Genomic DNA, 13,392 nt, shown 5'->3' on the forward strand with positions numbered 1-13,392 from the left:
CGCCTCTGCTCACAAGCCGCGATCATCGAATCTGAAAACCGTGCGCGAGCGGATCACGGTCGTCAACAAAATGGTTTTGTGGCCGACGACATGCGCCCAGCCTTCGATAATGCCGGCTTAAGGTCGTGTACCTGCGTCTGCGTCAACGCGGCCTGTGAAGGTTGTGTGTTGAGCCAATCGACGGCCAGCACCAGGAAGGAAGGCGCCAGGCGAAAATGAAAGGCTTACGGATTCACGAGTTCCTCCATGTTCCAGCCGAGCGAGACTCTGGTTATCCGGTCAAGCATCAGTACCATGATGCCGATCGCTCCACCGATCGGCGTGGCGATGTCGAGTGTCCTAATTGCGCCGTAGATGTCTCCCCAATGCCTGCCAAGATGCTCGGCAGCGCAAAGCCAAGCCAAATCTTGAGACGGCATGGTCCCGAGCGTCTCTTCGATGAGCTCTTTGGCGGTGCGGATATCGAGGGGATAAGGCGGATGCGGGCGGCATCGCTACGATCAGCCCTCGCCTATCCAAAGCCTAAGCATGGCGACCGCAGCAGCGGGTGGACGTATGGCGGACACGTTGGATCAAATCGAGGCCAGTCCACTAAGCCGATCAAGGTCGTCAATAGACAGTAGGAGATAACAACCGGGACGCCGATCGCCAAGGCGATCCCGGGTCGCTACTACCAAAACCACGGCGCGATATCCCGATATCCGAACAGCGGCTTTGTCGGGGAGCGCAGAGATCGGCGCTCCCCGTGCGTTTACGAGGCGAGCACGCCGCTCTTCTTGGCGGTCCAGGTTGCGATGTAGTCCATCAAGCCGGGTGACAGGCAATCATAGGGCTCGAGGCCCGATGCCTTCAGCTGCGCTCTGACCGCGTCCATCTTCGAAGGATCGAAGCCGCTTTCGATGATCGACGACACGAAGGCCGCAAAACCGGGCTTCGCCCAGCCGCCTTCCTGGAAGCGCTCCGGATGGACGAACGACAATCCCTGGAACGCATGTTCGCGCTCGACGGGCCCATACATGTGCACGCCGCATTCCTTGCAGGCGTGCCGCTGAATCAAGGCAGCCGCATCGACGACGGCGAGCTTGTCGCCGTTCTCGAGGACTTCGACGCTCTCGGTCGGCGCAACTGCCACGACCGAAAAGGCGGCCCCCTCGGGCTTCCAGCATTTGGTGCAGCCGCAGGCGTGGTTATGGGCGATATCGCCCTTGATCCTCACCTTGACGGGATTGCTCGTGCATTTGCACACCAGCGTCCCGCCGGCAAAGGCGGCGTCAGTTGCTCGAAAGCCTGAATCCAATGCCGGATGAATGGCTATGCTCATTGCTTCTCTCCTTCCCTCCCTGGCCGTTTGCGTTATGCCCGGCCGAGCTCTGCAATCAACTCCCCAACCTCTGCGCGTGCCAGCGCAGATGGTCCTCCATGAATGTCGAAATGAAAAAGTAGGAGTGGCCGTAGCCTTCCTGCATGCGAAGCTGCAGGGGAATGCCCGCCGCCTCGCAGGCTTGCCTGAGCTCGTCGGGTCGTAAGCCGTCCTCCAGGAAGCTGTCGGCCGTCCCCTGATCGACGAACAGTTCCGGGAACCGATGCCCGTCTTCGATCAGCGAGCAGGAATCATAGGCCCGCCAGGTCGCCTCGTCGGCTCCGAGATATTTACGCAATGCCGGTTTCGACCAGCCGGAGACCGAGGGATGGCTGATCGGCGCGAACGCCGAGCAGCTCCGGAAGCGGTCGGAATTCTTCAGCGCGATGGTGATCGCGCCATGTCCGCCCATCGAGTGGCCGAAAATTCCCTGGCGGCCCATATCGACGGGAAATTCCGCGGCAAGCAGGCGCGGCAACTCGTCGGTGATGTAGCTGTACATGCGATAATTCGCCGAAAACGGCGGCTCGGTGGCATCGAGGTAAAAACCGGCGCCCTTTCCGAATTGCCAATTGTCGGGTTCATCCGGCACGTGGTCGCCGCGAGGGCTGGTGTCCGGGCAGACGACGATCAGTCCGAGCTCGGCGGCAAGCCGCCGATATTCGCCTTTGTCCATGACATTGGCATGCGTGCAGGTCAGGCCGGACAGGTACCACAGCACTGGGCAATTGCCCTTATCTGCCTGCGGCGGCACGAATACCGCAAAGGTCATGTCGCAGTCGCAGGCCTCCGAGCGATGGACATAAACCCCTTGAGTGCCGCCGTAAGACTTGTCGATCGAGATGGTTTTCATGGCTTAGTACACCACCACGCCGCGGATGCTTTCGCCCTTGTGCATCATGTCGAAGCCCTTGTTGATGTCGTCGAGCGGCATCGTATGGGTGATCATCGGATCGATCTGGATCTTGCCCTGCATGTACCAGTCGACGATCTTCGGCACGTCGGTACGGCCGCGCGCGCCGCCGAAGGCGGTGCCCATCCAGTTGCGGCCGGTGACCAGCTGGAACGGACGCGTCGAGATCTCCTGGCCGGCGCCGGCAACGCCGATGATGATCGACTTGCCCCAGCCGCGGTGGGAGGATTCCAGCGCCTGGCGCATCACCTTGGTGTTGCCGGTGCAGTCGAAGGTGTAGTCGGCGCCGCCGATCAGGTCGCCTTTACGCTTGGTCATATTGACGAGATGGGGCACGATGTCGTCGCCGACCTCCTTCGGATTGACGAAATGCGTCATGCCGAACTTCTCGCCCCATTCCTTGCGGTCATTATTGATGTCGACCCCGATGATCATGTCGGCGCCGGCCAGCCGCAGGCCCTGCAGCACGTTGAGGCCGATGCCGCCGAGACCGAAGACGATCGCGGTCGAACCGATCTCGACCTTGGCGGTGTTGATCACCGCGCCGATGCCGGTGGTGACGCCGCAGCCGATATAGCAGATCTTGTCGAAGGGCGCGTCGGGATTGACCTTGGCAAGGGCAATCTCCGGCAGCACGGTGAAATTGGCGAAGGTCGAGCAGCCCATATAGTGATGGATCTTGTCCTTGCCGATCGAGAATCGCGAGGTGCCGTCCGGCATCACACCCTGGCCCTGGGTCGAGCGGATCGCCGTGCAGAGATTGGTCTTGCGGGAAAGGCAGGAATAACATTCGCGGCATTCCGGCGTGTAGAGCGGAATGACGTGGTCGCCCTTCTTGACCGAGGTGACGCCGGGACCGACATCGACGACGATGCCGGCACCCTCATGGCCGAGGATCGCCGGGAACAGGCCTTCCGGATCGGCGCCGGACAGGGTGAAATCGTCGGTGTGGCAGATGCCGGTCGCCTTGACCTCGACCAGCACTTCACCGGCCCGCGGGCCTTCCAGCTGCACGGTCATCACTTCGAGCGGTTTTCCGGCCTGAACGGCTACGGCGGCGCGAACGTCCATTTTGATATCCTTCCTTAAATTCAATTCTGACTGCTATATATTCGGACAGACTGGGCCCCTCCACCGGCCCTCGCCGATCGCCGCGAAGACCAACCTCGTCACGTCTCCGGCTCAACCTGGCACCAGACCGCGAGAAGCGGCTTTGCCGTGCATCTTATCGCGAATGATTGCCCCGCATCGTTCGCGAAGACTGTGCCAGTCGCGGCAGAAAACCACTGCGAATTGCCAAGGCAGATTTCTGCGGGCGAAAGCAGAATGAAGGCCCGAGGCTGCGTCTGAACATGATCGGGAAAACGGGTATAGCGGTCCATATAGATCACGCCGACCCTGAGATCGGCGCGCTCCTCCATGCCGCCGGGACCGACCACAACAGCATGAGAATGCGTGTTGCCGAAATTCAGGCTTGCAAACGGGCCTGAGCGGCCGCGTCGCCAGAGCAGGCTGTCGGCAAGACTTCTGAATTGGCTGGCAATCGCCTCATATTTCCGTCCTGATTTGGCAAGATGGCCAATGGCGTCATCGAGCCCCTCGGGTGCACCGGCAAGAGGCCCACTCTCCAGCGGGCGCACCTTGCCTGTTTTGAGCAGCCTCTGCAGAACCTTGCCCGCGACGAAACTGGCGACGGCAGGGGCGTCGGCCGACAACATCAGGCCGCCGACGTCGTTGAGGAATTCCTGCAGCGGCCGAGGACGCCTTTCCCTGCCGATGTCGTGCAGTCTGATATAGGCCGGCTTTTCCTCATCGTTCAGAAGAAGGTCGGCCCCACGTTTGATTGGACGTCCCACCGCGCGCGCCACGTTCAGTCCCCTCGCTTAGAGCGCCTTTTCCAATTCCGGCAGGGCCTCGAACAGATCGGCGACCAGGCCGTAATCGGCAACCTGGAAGATCGGCGCCTCCTCGTCCTTGTTGATGGCGACGATCACCTTGCTGTCCTTCATGCCGGCCAGATGCTGGATGGCCCCGGAGATGCCGCAGGCGATATAGAGATCGGGCGCCACCACCTTGCCGGTCTGACCGACTTGCCAATCGTTCGGCGCATAACCGGCATCGACGGCGGCGCGGGATGCGCCGACGGCGGCTCCGAGCTTGTCGGCAAGCGGCAGGATGACTTCCTTGAACTTCTCGGCCGAGCCGAGTGCCCGGCCGCCGGACAGGATGATCTTCGCCGAGGTCAGCTCCGGACGGTCGGAGGCCGACAGCGCATCGCCGACGAAACGCGACAGACCCGGGTCGGAGACCGCCGGGATCGCCTCGACGCTGGCCGAGCCGCTTGTCGGTGCCGAGGCAAAGGAGGCGGTGCGCACGGTGATCACTCGTCTGGCATCGCTTGCCTGCACCGTCTGAATGGCATTGCCGGCATAGATCGGGCGCTTGAAGGTATCGGCGGAAATCACTTCGATGATCTCCGAGACCTGGGCGACATCGAGGAGCGCCGCCACCCGCGGCAGCACGTTCTTGCCGACCGAGGTGGCGGCCGAGAGGATGGCGTCATAGCTGCCTGCCAGCGAGACGATCAGGTCGGCCAGCGGTTCGGCCAGATTGTTGGCAAGTTCGTCGCTTTCGGCAAGCAGCACCTTGGAGACGCCGGAGAGTTTGGCAGCCGCATCGGCCGCAGCCTTGGCGCCCTTGCCGGCGACGAGCACATGCACGTCGCCGCCGATCTGGGAAGCGGCCGTCAGCGCCTTGGCGGTCTGATCGGAAAGGCTGACATTGTCGTGGTCGGCCAGAAGAAGAATGGTCATGATGGTGTTCTCTCTTTCCTGCCTTAAAGCACGCCGGCTTCGTTCTTCAGCTTGTCGACAAGTTCGGCGACCGACTTGACCTTGACGCCGGCCTTGCGGCCGGACGGCTCCTCGGTCTTCAGCACCTTCAGCCGCGGCGTCGTATCGACACCGAAATCGGCAGGCGACTTCTTGTCGAGCGGCTTCTTCTTCGCCTTCATGATATTCGGCAGCGAGGCATAACGCGGTTCGTTCAGCCTGAGGTCCGAGGTGACCACCGCCGGCAGCTTGATCTCGATCGTCTGCAGGCCGCCATCGACCTCACGGGTGACCTGCGCCTTGCCGTCACCGATCTCGATCTTCGAGGCGAAGGTCGCCTGGGCATAGCCCAAGAGAGCCGCCAGCATCTGGCCGGTCTGGTTGCTGTCGTCGTCGATCGCCTGTTTGCCGACGATAACAAGGCCCGGCTGTTCGGCATCGGCGACACCCCTGAGGATCTTGGCGACGGCGAGCGGCTCGACCGCATCGTCGGTCTCGACCAGGATCGCCCGGTCGGCGCCCATCGCAAGCGCGGTTCTCAGCGTCTCCTCGGCCTTGGCAGGGCCGATCGAGACCACCACCACTTCCTCGGCCTTACCGGCTTCCTTCAGCCGCAGCGCCTCTTCCACCGAGATCTCGTCGAACGGGTTCATCGACATCTTCACATTGGCAAGCTCGACACCGGAACCGTCCGGCTTCACCCGGATCTTCACGTTGTAGTCGACAACCCGTTTGACGGGCACGAGAATCTTCATTTGCAAAACCCCTTTATTTCTAGACTGCCGGCCGTCAGTGCGGCCGTTCGGCAAGCAGCGCCCAGAAGGCGAAGAGCGGTGTATCCACCGACCTCATGGCATGTTTGATCCCGGGGATATTGTAGAATGATCCGCCGATACCAGGCGAAAACCAGTCTCCCTCCCCCTGCTGAAACTCCCCCTCGGAAAGCACGAGATAAACTTCCTCCGGCGCGTGGTCGTGATCGGGATAGCGCACGTGCGGCGCCAGCAATGTCACACCCAGCCAAAGGTCGCTCCGCTCCTCCAATCCTCCTGGGCCGATGAGCATGGCATTGGCATGCCCATCGACGAAATTGTCGCCGGCGGTGTGGTCATACTTGGTGCGTCGGCGCCATTCAAGCATCGGCTCGATGCCTTTGAACGCCTCGATCAATCGCACCAGCAAAGGATCATAGGAGGGATCAACCGCAAGCGCCACATCAAGCTGAGCGCAGACGGGCAACCGGCTTCCCTCCCCCGCACGCGCGACCCCCGGCTGCTCCAGCGCCGCAAAAAATTGACGGATCGACCGCCGGGCCTCCGGGGCCTTCGCGAACCGATCAAAAGCCAGAGACGCGGCATCCACGAAAGACTGGAGGCTTTGTTCACGTAAACTCATATCACCCCCCCGAAATGACCGGCCGACGAGCGGTCGCTGCTGCGATCATATATCCTTGGCGATGCGCAGACCGTCATAAATGGCGGCATGCGTATTGCGCGCAGCGACAGCATCGCCGATCCTAAACAGCTGGAACCTGCCCTCGGGATTGCGCATGATGGACTGCGGCTCTCCCGAAAGAAGCTGGTCGTGCGACATCTCGCCGAGATTGCTCGAGCTGGGCTTCAGCTCGAAATAGAGTTCGTCGAGCGGGATGGTCCCGTGATTGACGACGATCTGGTCGAAGCTGCTCTGTTTGGCAATCCCACCGTAATCGCTGCCGACATGGGCGACGAGCTGGTTGCCGCTCTTCTCGACCGCCTCCAGGCGATAGGTAACCGTGAAGGTCACGTCATGCTTCTGGAGAGAGCGCATATAGGGCACCAGGTTCATCGCCATGACCTCGGGCGCAAAGGACCGGTCCGGCGTCATGATCTCAACCTTGGCGCCCGCCTTGGCAAGAAACTCCGCCGCCTGAAGACCGGCATGGTCGCCGGCATCGTCGAAGATCAGCACGTTGGTGCCAGGCTTCACATCACCGGAGATGATGTCCCAGGAGGAGACCACCAGCTCGTTGCCGCGAGAGAGAACCTCGGTATGCGGCAAGCCGCCGGTCGCGATGATGACGACGTCGGGGCGCTCGGCTTCGATCGTGTCGGCTTCCGCCCATGTGTTGAAGTGGAAGGTGACGTCGTATTTCTCGCACTGGCTCATGCGCCAGTCGATAATGCTGATCATTTCCCTGCGGCGCTCGCTCTGGGCAGTGAGCCGGACCTGTCCGCCGGCATTGTTCGCCGCTTCGAAGACGACGACCTGATGGCCGCGCTCTCCGGCGACGCGCGCCGCTTCCAGACCGGCCGGGCCGGCGCCGACGATGACGACCTTTTTCCTGGCCTCGGCCTTCGCTACGATATGCGGCATGGTCAGTTCGCGGCCGGTCGCGGCATTATGGATGCAATAGGCGGCTCCGCCCTGATAGATGCGATCGAGACAATAATTGGCGCCGACGCAGGGACGGATATCCTCTTCCCGCTTTTCGATGATCTTGCGGACGATGTGCGGGTCGGTCATGTGGGCGCGGGTCATGCCGACCATGTCGACCTTGCCGGCCGCGATCGCGTGGCGGGCGGTGGCGACATCGGGAATCTTCGCCGCATGGAAGGTCGGGAAGTTGGTCGCGGCGCGGATCTCGCCGGCGAAGTCGAGATGCGGCGAATTCGCCATCCCCTGGATCGGGATCACGTCGGTGAGACCCGCATCGGTATCGATGTGGCCGCGGATCACGTTCAGGTAATCGATGAGGCCGCTTTCCTTCAGGCGCTTGGAAATTTCGATGCCTTCGGCCTTGCCGGTACCGCCGGGAAGACATTCATCGGCGGTATAGCGCAGGCCGAGAATGAAATCGTCGCCCACTCTTTTGCGGATCGCCTTGAACACGTCGAAACAGAAACGCAGGCGGTTATCGAGCGAGCCGCCATAGGGGCCGTCGAGTTCGTTGGTGAGCGGAGATACGAACTGGTCGATCAGGTGGCCGTAAGCCTCCAACTCGACGCCGTCCATGCCGCCCGCCTTCATGCGTTCGGCCGCGTCGGCGAAATCCTTGATGATGCGCTCGATATCCCAATCTTCCAACTTCTTCGGGAAGGCGCGGTGCGAAGCCTCGCGATGATGCGAGGGGGCGACGACCGGCAGCCAGTCGCCCTTGTCCCAGCGCGTGCGCCGGCCAAGATGGGTCAGCTGGATCATGATTGCCGCACCCTCTTCGTGTACGGCGTCAGTCATCTCCCTGATCCACGGAACGATCTCGTCCTTATAGGCAAGCAGATTGTTGAAAACAGGCGGACTATCCTTGGAAACGGCCGCCGAGCCCGCCGTCATCGTCACAGCCACCCCGCCCTTTGCGCGCTCCACCGTATAGGCGCGATACTTCTCCTTCGGCATGCCGTCTTCCGGATAGGCCGGCTCATGAGACGTCACGATGATACGGTTGCGCAACTTCAAATGCTTGAGCTGATAGGGCTGCAGAAGGGGATCATTCGACATGGGCCGTGGTTCCGGATTAAAACATCGAGGGGAACGCTAAGCGCAATGTACATATGTGTCAACGATGAAAACAGTAAAGTCGTCACATTCGACACTGATGTACATTTTCCTTGTGCGCGGCTTCATAATTTGATAGGAGATAGTGCATGGATCAGGCTTTGAACGACACCGGCTGGCGCGGATCGCAGGAGGGATGGCTGGAAGCAGCTTACCACTCCCTGCTGGAATCCGGCGTGGATTCGGTGAAAATTCTGCCGCTGGCGAAGAAGCTCAATCTCTCGCGCACCAGCTTCTACTGGTTCTTCAAGGATCGGGAGGAGCTGCTGAGCGCGCTCGTGGCGCTATGGCGCGACAAAAACACCGGCAATATCGTCAAGCGGTCGGAAGCCTATGCGGAATCCCTGGCCGAAGCGATGCTCAACGTCTTCGATTGCTGGCTCGACAACGATCTGTTCGACGCAAAATTCGAGTTTGCCGTGCGCAGCTGGGCGCTGCAATCCGACGAGCTTCTCGCAGAGGTCCAGCAGGCCGATCAGATCCGGCTGGAGTCGCTGAAACGCATGTTCATGCGGTTCGGGTTACCAGAAACGACATCGGATGTCAGAGCGCGGACAACTTACCTCGTTCAGATCGGATATATCTCCATGCAATCGAGGGAGGAACTTGCCGTTCGCATGAAACGGATTCCGGAATATATCGCGATCTACACGGGCGAAGTGCCGCAGCAGAGGGAGCTTGATCGCTTCTTCTCCCGGCATAGCTATCGGCCCGGTTAAAAGGAGGCCCGGATGAGCGTTTCCTTGAGGATCGGCATAATTGGCGGCGGCGGCTGGCTGGGCGGAGCAATCGCCGGCTCGATTGTCGACGCCCGCCTGGTCGAGCCCCAGAATCTCTCACTCTCCTATCGCAGCCAACAGCCGGATCGCTTGCCGAATTCTTTCTGGACTTCCGACAATCAGGCGCTTGCCGACCGCTCGGACGTGATCGTTCTCTCCGTCCGGCCCGATGACTGGCGCGCCCTTGACGTCGATGCCGGCGGCAAACTGGTCATATCGGTCATGGCCGGCATCGGTCTCGCCGCCCTTTCGCAACGCTATAAGACCGGCCGTGTCGTCCGTGCCCTACCGAATGCTGGTGCCGAAGTTGCTAAGTCCTATACGCCCTGGATTGCTGCGGACGAGATCACGGAAGGCGACCGCGCCGTCGTCCGCGCCATTTTCGAGGCGTGCGGATCGCAAGACGAGGTCGCCAGAGAAAGCGACATCGATTACCTCACAGGCCTTTCCGGTTCCGGACCGGCGTTCCCGGCGCTGCTTGCGGCCGCCATGATGGGCGACGCCGTCGCCCGCGGCCTGCCAGCCGAGATTGCGCGCCGCGCCGTCAATACGGTGATATCAGGCGCCGGCCGCCTTTTGGAGCGCCGTGACGAGAGCCCGGATAACGTCGTACAAACCTTTCTTGACTATCGCGGCACCACAGCGGCAGCTATCGAAGGCATGCGCGCTGCGGGGTTCGACGCTTCGGTCGCCAAGGGATTGTCGGCAGCATTTCAAAAATCGGTGAGTATGGGAAAGCTTTCCTGACGACCGTTGGGGCGGGCACTGCGGCACCCCGTTCGGCAAGACAAGCCGCTAAACAGAGGGAACGAGAATGAAGAAATTACTTGCATCGACGTGTTTGACGTTCGGCCTGATCGGCGGCGCGTCATTCGCCAGCGCCGCCGAATGCGGCAGCGTGACCATCGCCAGCATGAACTGGCAGAGCGCCGAAGTTCTCTCCAACCTAGACAAGTTCATCCTGAACGAAGGCTATGGCTGCAGTGCTGACATCACCGTCGGCGACACCGTCCCGACGATCACCTCCATGGCCGAAAAGGGCCAGCCGGATATCGCGCCGGAAGCCTGGATCGACCTGTTGCCCGACGTCGTCAAGAAGGGCACGGATGAAGGCCGCATCGTCCAGGTCGGCTCGCCGCTGCCGGACGGTGGTGTGCAGGGCTGGTGGATTCCCAAATATCTCGCTGATGCCCATCCGGATATCAAGACGATCGGCGACGTGCTGAAGCACCCGGAACTCTTCCCCGATCCGGAAGATGCGAAGAAGGGCGCCATCTACAACGGCCCGCAGGGCTGGGGCGGCACCGTGGTAACCTCGCAGCTCTATAAGGCTTTTGACGCCGAGAAGGCGGGCTTCACCCTCGTTGATACCGGCTCCGCCGCCGGTCTCGACGGTTCGATCGCCAAGGCTTACGAGCGCAAGGAAGGCTGGGCCGGCTACTACTGGGCGCCGACCGCGCTGCTCGGCAAGTATCAGATGGTTAAGCTCGAAGCCGGCGTGCCGAACGACGCTGCCGAATGGAAGCGCTGCAACACCGTTGCCGACTGCCCCGACCCGAAGCCGAATGCATGGCCGGTCGATCACGTCGTCACACTGGTTGCCAAACCTTTCGCGGAAAAGGTCGGACCTGATGTCATGGACTACCTGAAGAAGCGCTCCTGGAGCAATGACACGGTCAACAAGCTGATGGCCTGGATGACCGACAACCAGGCGACCGGCGAAGACGGCGCCAAGCACTTCCTGAAAGAAAACAAGGACCTCTGGACCAAGTGGGTCTCGCCTGAGGCAGCCACGAAAATCGAAGCTGCTCTCTAAAGCCAAATGGCGGTGCGCGAAAAGTGCACCGCCTCTCGCTGCCGATAAAATGAAAAAGACTGCCACGGCTCTTTAAAGATAAGGGGAACAGAATGGAATGGTTTTATAAATTCCCGCATATGGATGACGACGCGCTTCGCAATCTGAAGAAGGCGATCGATGACGGTTTTCGCACGTTTACCCGCAGCTACGGCGACGCGATCGAAAGCCTCTTCACGCCGCTGCAGCATTTCCTCATCGCCGCCGACCGCTTCATGACGCAGACGCCGTGGCCAATCATCACCCTCATCATCCTAGTCATCGCATGGTTTGCGAGCCGCAACCTGAAGATTGTTCTCGGCTGTCTCGTGACGCTGCTGCTGATCGGCTATTTCGACATGTGGGACGATACGATGCGGACGGTCTCGATGATCTTCGTCTGCACCGTGCTCTCCATCGCCATCGGTATTCCGATGGGAATATTCATGGCACGCTCCGACCGGCTGCAGCGCATCATCAATCCGATCCTTGACGTCATGCAGACGATGCCGAGCTTCGTCTATCTCATCCCTGTCGTCATGCTGCTCGGCATTGGCAAGGTGCCGGGACTGATCGCCGTCGTCATCTACGCCATTCCGCCGATGATCCGTCTTACCGATCTCGGCATTCGACTTGTCGACAAGGACGTGCTGGAAGCGGCCGACGCTTTCGGAACGTCGAGTGCGCAGAAGCTGTTCAAGGTACAGCTGCCGCTGGCACTGCCGACCATCATGGCCGGCATCAACCAGACCATCATGATGGCGCTCGCCATGGTGGTCGTCGCCTCGATGATCGGCGTCCAGGGACTAGGACAGCCGGTGCTGAAGGCGATTGCCAACCAGTACTTCACCCTAGGTATTTTCAACGGCCTCGCCATCGTCGGCATCGCCATCATCTTCGACCGGGTCAGCCAGGCGTATGGCAAGAGGCTCCAGAAGCATCGGGAGATCGTCCATGGCTGATCAACGTTTCGGCGGCATCAAGATCCGCCATCTCTACAAGATCTTCGGTCCCAACCCGGCCGCGCATGTCGACGCGGTCCAGAAGGGATTATCGAAGACCGAGCTCAACGCAAGGTACGGTCACGTGCTCGGCCTCAAGGATATCAATGTCGAGATACCCTCCGGCCGGATCCAGGTGATCATGGGTCTTTCGGGGTCGGGCAAGTCGACGCTCATCCGCCACATCAACCGTCTTATAGACCCGACGGCCGGCGAGGTGCTCGTCGACGGCGTTGATGTCGTGAAGATGAATGAGACGGAATTGCGAACTTTTCGCCGGCACCAGACCGCAATGGTGTTTCAGAAGTTCGCGCTTCTGCCGCACCGGAACGTTCTCGACAACACCATCTTCGGCCTTGAAGTCCAGGGCATGGAGCGCCCGAAAGCCATCGACGTCGCGATGCGCTGGCTGGAGCGTGTCGGGCTCAAGGGCTTCGAGCAGAAATATCCCAACCAGCTCTCCGGCGGCATGCAGCAGCGTGTCGGCCTTGCGCGCGCCCTTTCCAACGATGCGCCGGTCCTTTTGATGGACGAAGCCTATTCGGCGCTCGACCCTTTGATCCGCATGGATATGCAGACGGTCCTTCTCAACATTCAGAAGGAGATCAAGAAAACCATCGTCTTCATCACCCACGATCTTGATGAAGCCCTTCGCCTGGGCGACCAGATTGTGATCCTGCGCGACGGCGAAGTCATCCAGCAGGGCACCAGCCAGGACATCGTCCTGCGGCCAGCCGACGACTACATCGCCAACTTCGTCAAGGAGGTTAATCGCGGCCGGGTCATTCAAGTCGAAGCCGTGATGACGCCGCTGCACTCAGGTGCGGCGCCGGTTGGACTGGCGATAGTGGCGGGAACGACCGTCGAAGAAGCCGTCCGCATGCTGTCATCGGCGCCAGAGGGCGACGCCAGGGTGGTTTCGCCTTCCGGGGAAACCTTAGGGCTCGTCACCTTCCGCCAGCTCGCAAGTGCGATGGTGAACTCACACGAGGTTGCTCCGGAGCGCGACAGCGCCCTGTCGGTCGCCCTCTGAAGCTCCGAATGCGGCCGTCTTTCCGTTTCGCTGGCGACACCGATATCTCGCATGTTGCCATTTCGGGAAATGGGAAGCCGGCCGCCGCCGGACCGTGAAGATGCTTG

14 protein-coding genes and 1 pseudogene are annotated in these 13,392 nt (G+C 60.9%); 5 read left to right on the forward strand and 10 right to left on the reverse strand.

The genetic code is table 11. From position 1 onward, the window contains the following. Positions 1-22 precede the first annotated feature (22 nt). From RLEG4DRAFT_RS63100 to RLEG4DRAFT_RS63145, 10 genes and pseudogenes are all read right to left on the reverse strand, one after another. Positions 23-165, reverse strand: a pseudogene (locus tag RLEG4DRAFT_RS63100) (proline racemase family protein); the annotation flags it as partial. Positions 166-224: 59 nt separating this feature from the next. Beyond that, positions 225-419 (reverse strand): hypothetical protein, encoded by a 195-nt coding sequence (locus tag RLEG4DRAFT_RS63105; protein ID WP_037093259.1) that lies wholly within the window; start codon positions 417-419, stop codon positions 225-227. A gap of 332 nt (positions 420-751) precedes the next feature. After that, positions 752-1,321, reverse strand: a complete 570-nt coding sequence (gene gfa / locus RLEG4DRAFT_RS63110) for an S-(hydroxymethyl)glutathione synthase (RefSeq protein ID WP_003575758.1) — start codon at positions 1,319-1,321, stop codon at positions 752-754. A 55-nt stretch (positions 1,322-1,376) separates the two neighbouring features. Further along, positions 1,377-2,213 (reverse strand): S-formylglutathione hydrolase, encoded by an 837-nt coding sequence (fghA, locus tag RLEG4DRAFT_RS63115; protein WP_003575757.1) that lies wholly within the window; start codon positions 2,211-2,213, stop codon positions 1,377-1,379. A 3-nt stretch (positions 2,214-2,216) separates the two neighbouring features. Continuing rightward, complete coding sequence (locus tag RLEG4DRAFT_RS63120; RefSeq protein ID WP_003575755.1) at positions 2,217-3,344, reverse strand: S-(hydroxymethyl)glutathione dehydrogenase/class III alcohol dehydrogenase; 1,128 nt, start codon at positions 3,342-3,344, stop codon at positions 2,217-2,219. 98 nt (positions 3,345-3,442) lie between these two features. Continuing rightward, entirely contained in the window at positions 3,443-4,141 is a 699-nt protein-coding gene (locus RLEG4DRAFT_RS63125) for a dimethylsulfonioproprionate lyase family protein (RefSeq protein ID WP_003575754.1), read from the reverse strand. 15 nt (positions 4,142-4,156) lie between these two features. Continuing rightward, complete coding sequence (locus RLEG4DRAFT_RS63130) at positions 4,157-5,086, reverse strand: electron transfer flavoprotein subunit alpha/FixB family protein (RefSeq protein WP_003575751.1); 930 nt, start codon at positions 5,084-5,086, stop codon at positions 4,157-4,159. Between the two features lie 23 nt (positions 5,087-5,109). Further along, positions 5,110-5,859 carry an electron transfer flavoprotein subunit beta/FixA family protein gene (locus RLEG4DRAFT_RS63135; RefSeq protein WP_003575748.1) on the reverse strand — a complete coding sequence of 250 codons (750 nt, stop codon included), beginning with the start codon at positions 5,857-5,859 and terminating at the stop codon, positions 5,110-5,112. 34 nt (positions 5,860-5,893) lie between these two features. Then, entirely contained in the window at positions 5,894-6,499 is a 606-nt protein-coding gene (locus RLEG4DRAFT_RS63140; RefSeq protein WP_003575746.1) for a dimethylsulfoniopropionate lyase, read from the reverse strand. Positions 6,500-6,544: 45 nt separating this feature from the next. Continuing rightward, positions 6,545-8,581: an NADH:flavin oxidoreductase gene (locus RLEG4DRAFT_RS63145; RefSeq protein ID WP_003575743.1), complete on the reverse strand. Its 2,037-nt coding sequence runs from the start codon at positions 8,579-8,581 to the stop codon at positions 6,545-6,547. A gap of 146 nt (positions 8,582-8,727) precedes the next feature. On the opposite strand from RLEG4DRAFT_RS63145, the gene RLEG4DRAFT_RS63150 reads away from it, so the two are divergent. The 5 genes from RLEG4DRAFT_RS63150 (at position 8,728) to RLEG4DRAFT_RS63170 (ending at position 13,285) form a co-directional block, all read left to right on the forward strand. Then, positions 8,728-9,357 (forward strand): TetR/AcrR family transcriptional regulator, encoded by a 630-nt coding sequence (locus RLEG4DRAFT_RS63150; protein ID WP_003575741.1) that lies wholly within the window; start codon positions 8,728-8,730, stop codon positions 9,355-9,357. A 12-nt stretch (positions 9,358-9,369) separates the two neighbouring features. Continuing rightward, entirely contained in the window at positions 9,370-10,164 is a 795-nt protein-coding gene (locus RLEG4DRAFT_RS63155; RefSeq protein ID WP_003575739.1) for a pyrroline-5-carboxylate reductase family protein, read from the forward strand. A gap of 67 nt (positions 10,165-10,231) precedes the next feature. Further along, on the forward strand, positions 10,232-11,233 hold the full coding sequence (locus RLEG4DRAFT_RS63160; RefSeq protein ID WP_003575737.1) for an ABC transporter substrate-binding protein: 1,002 nt from the start codon (positions 10,232-10,234) through the stop codon (positions 11,231-11,233). 92 nt (positions 11,234-11,325) lie between these two features. Continuing rightward, on the forward strand, positions 11,326-12,213 hold the full coding sequence (locus RLEG4DRAFT_RS63165; RefSeq protein WP_003575734.1) for an ABC transporter permease: 888 nt from the start codon (positions 11,326-11,328) through the stop codon (positions 12,211-12,213). Further along, positions 12,206-13,285, forward strand: a complete 1,080-nt coding sequence (locus RLEG4DRAFT_RS63170) for a quaternary amine ABC transporter ATP-binding protein (RefSeq protein WP_003575733.1) — start codon at positions 12,206-12,208, stop codon at positions 13,283-13,285. Before RLEG4DRAFT_RS63165 ends, RLEG4DRAFT_RS63170 begins: the two co-directional genes overlap by 8 nt. The last annotated feature ends 107 nt before the right edge of the window (positions 13,286-13,392 follow it).

It is taken from the genome of Rhizobium leguminosarum bv. trifolii WSM2297 (assembly GCF_000271845.1).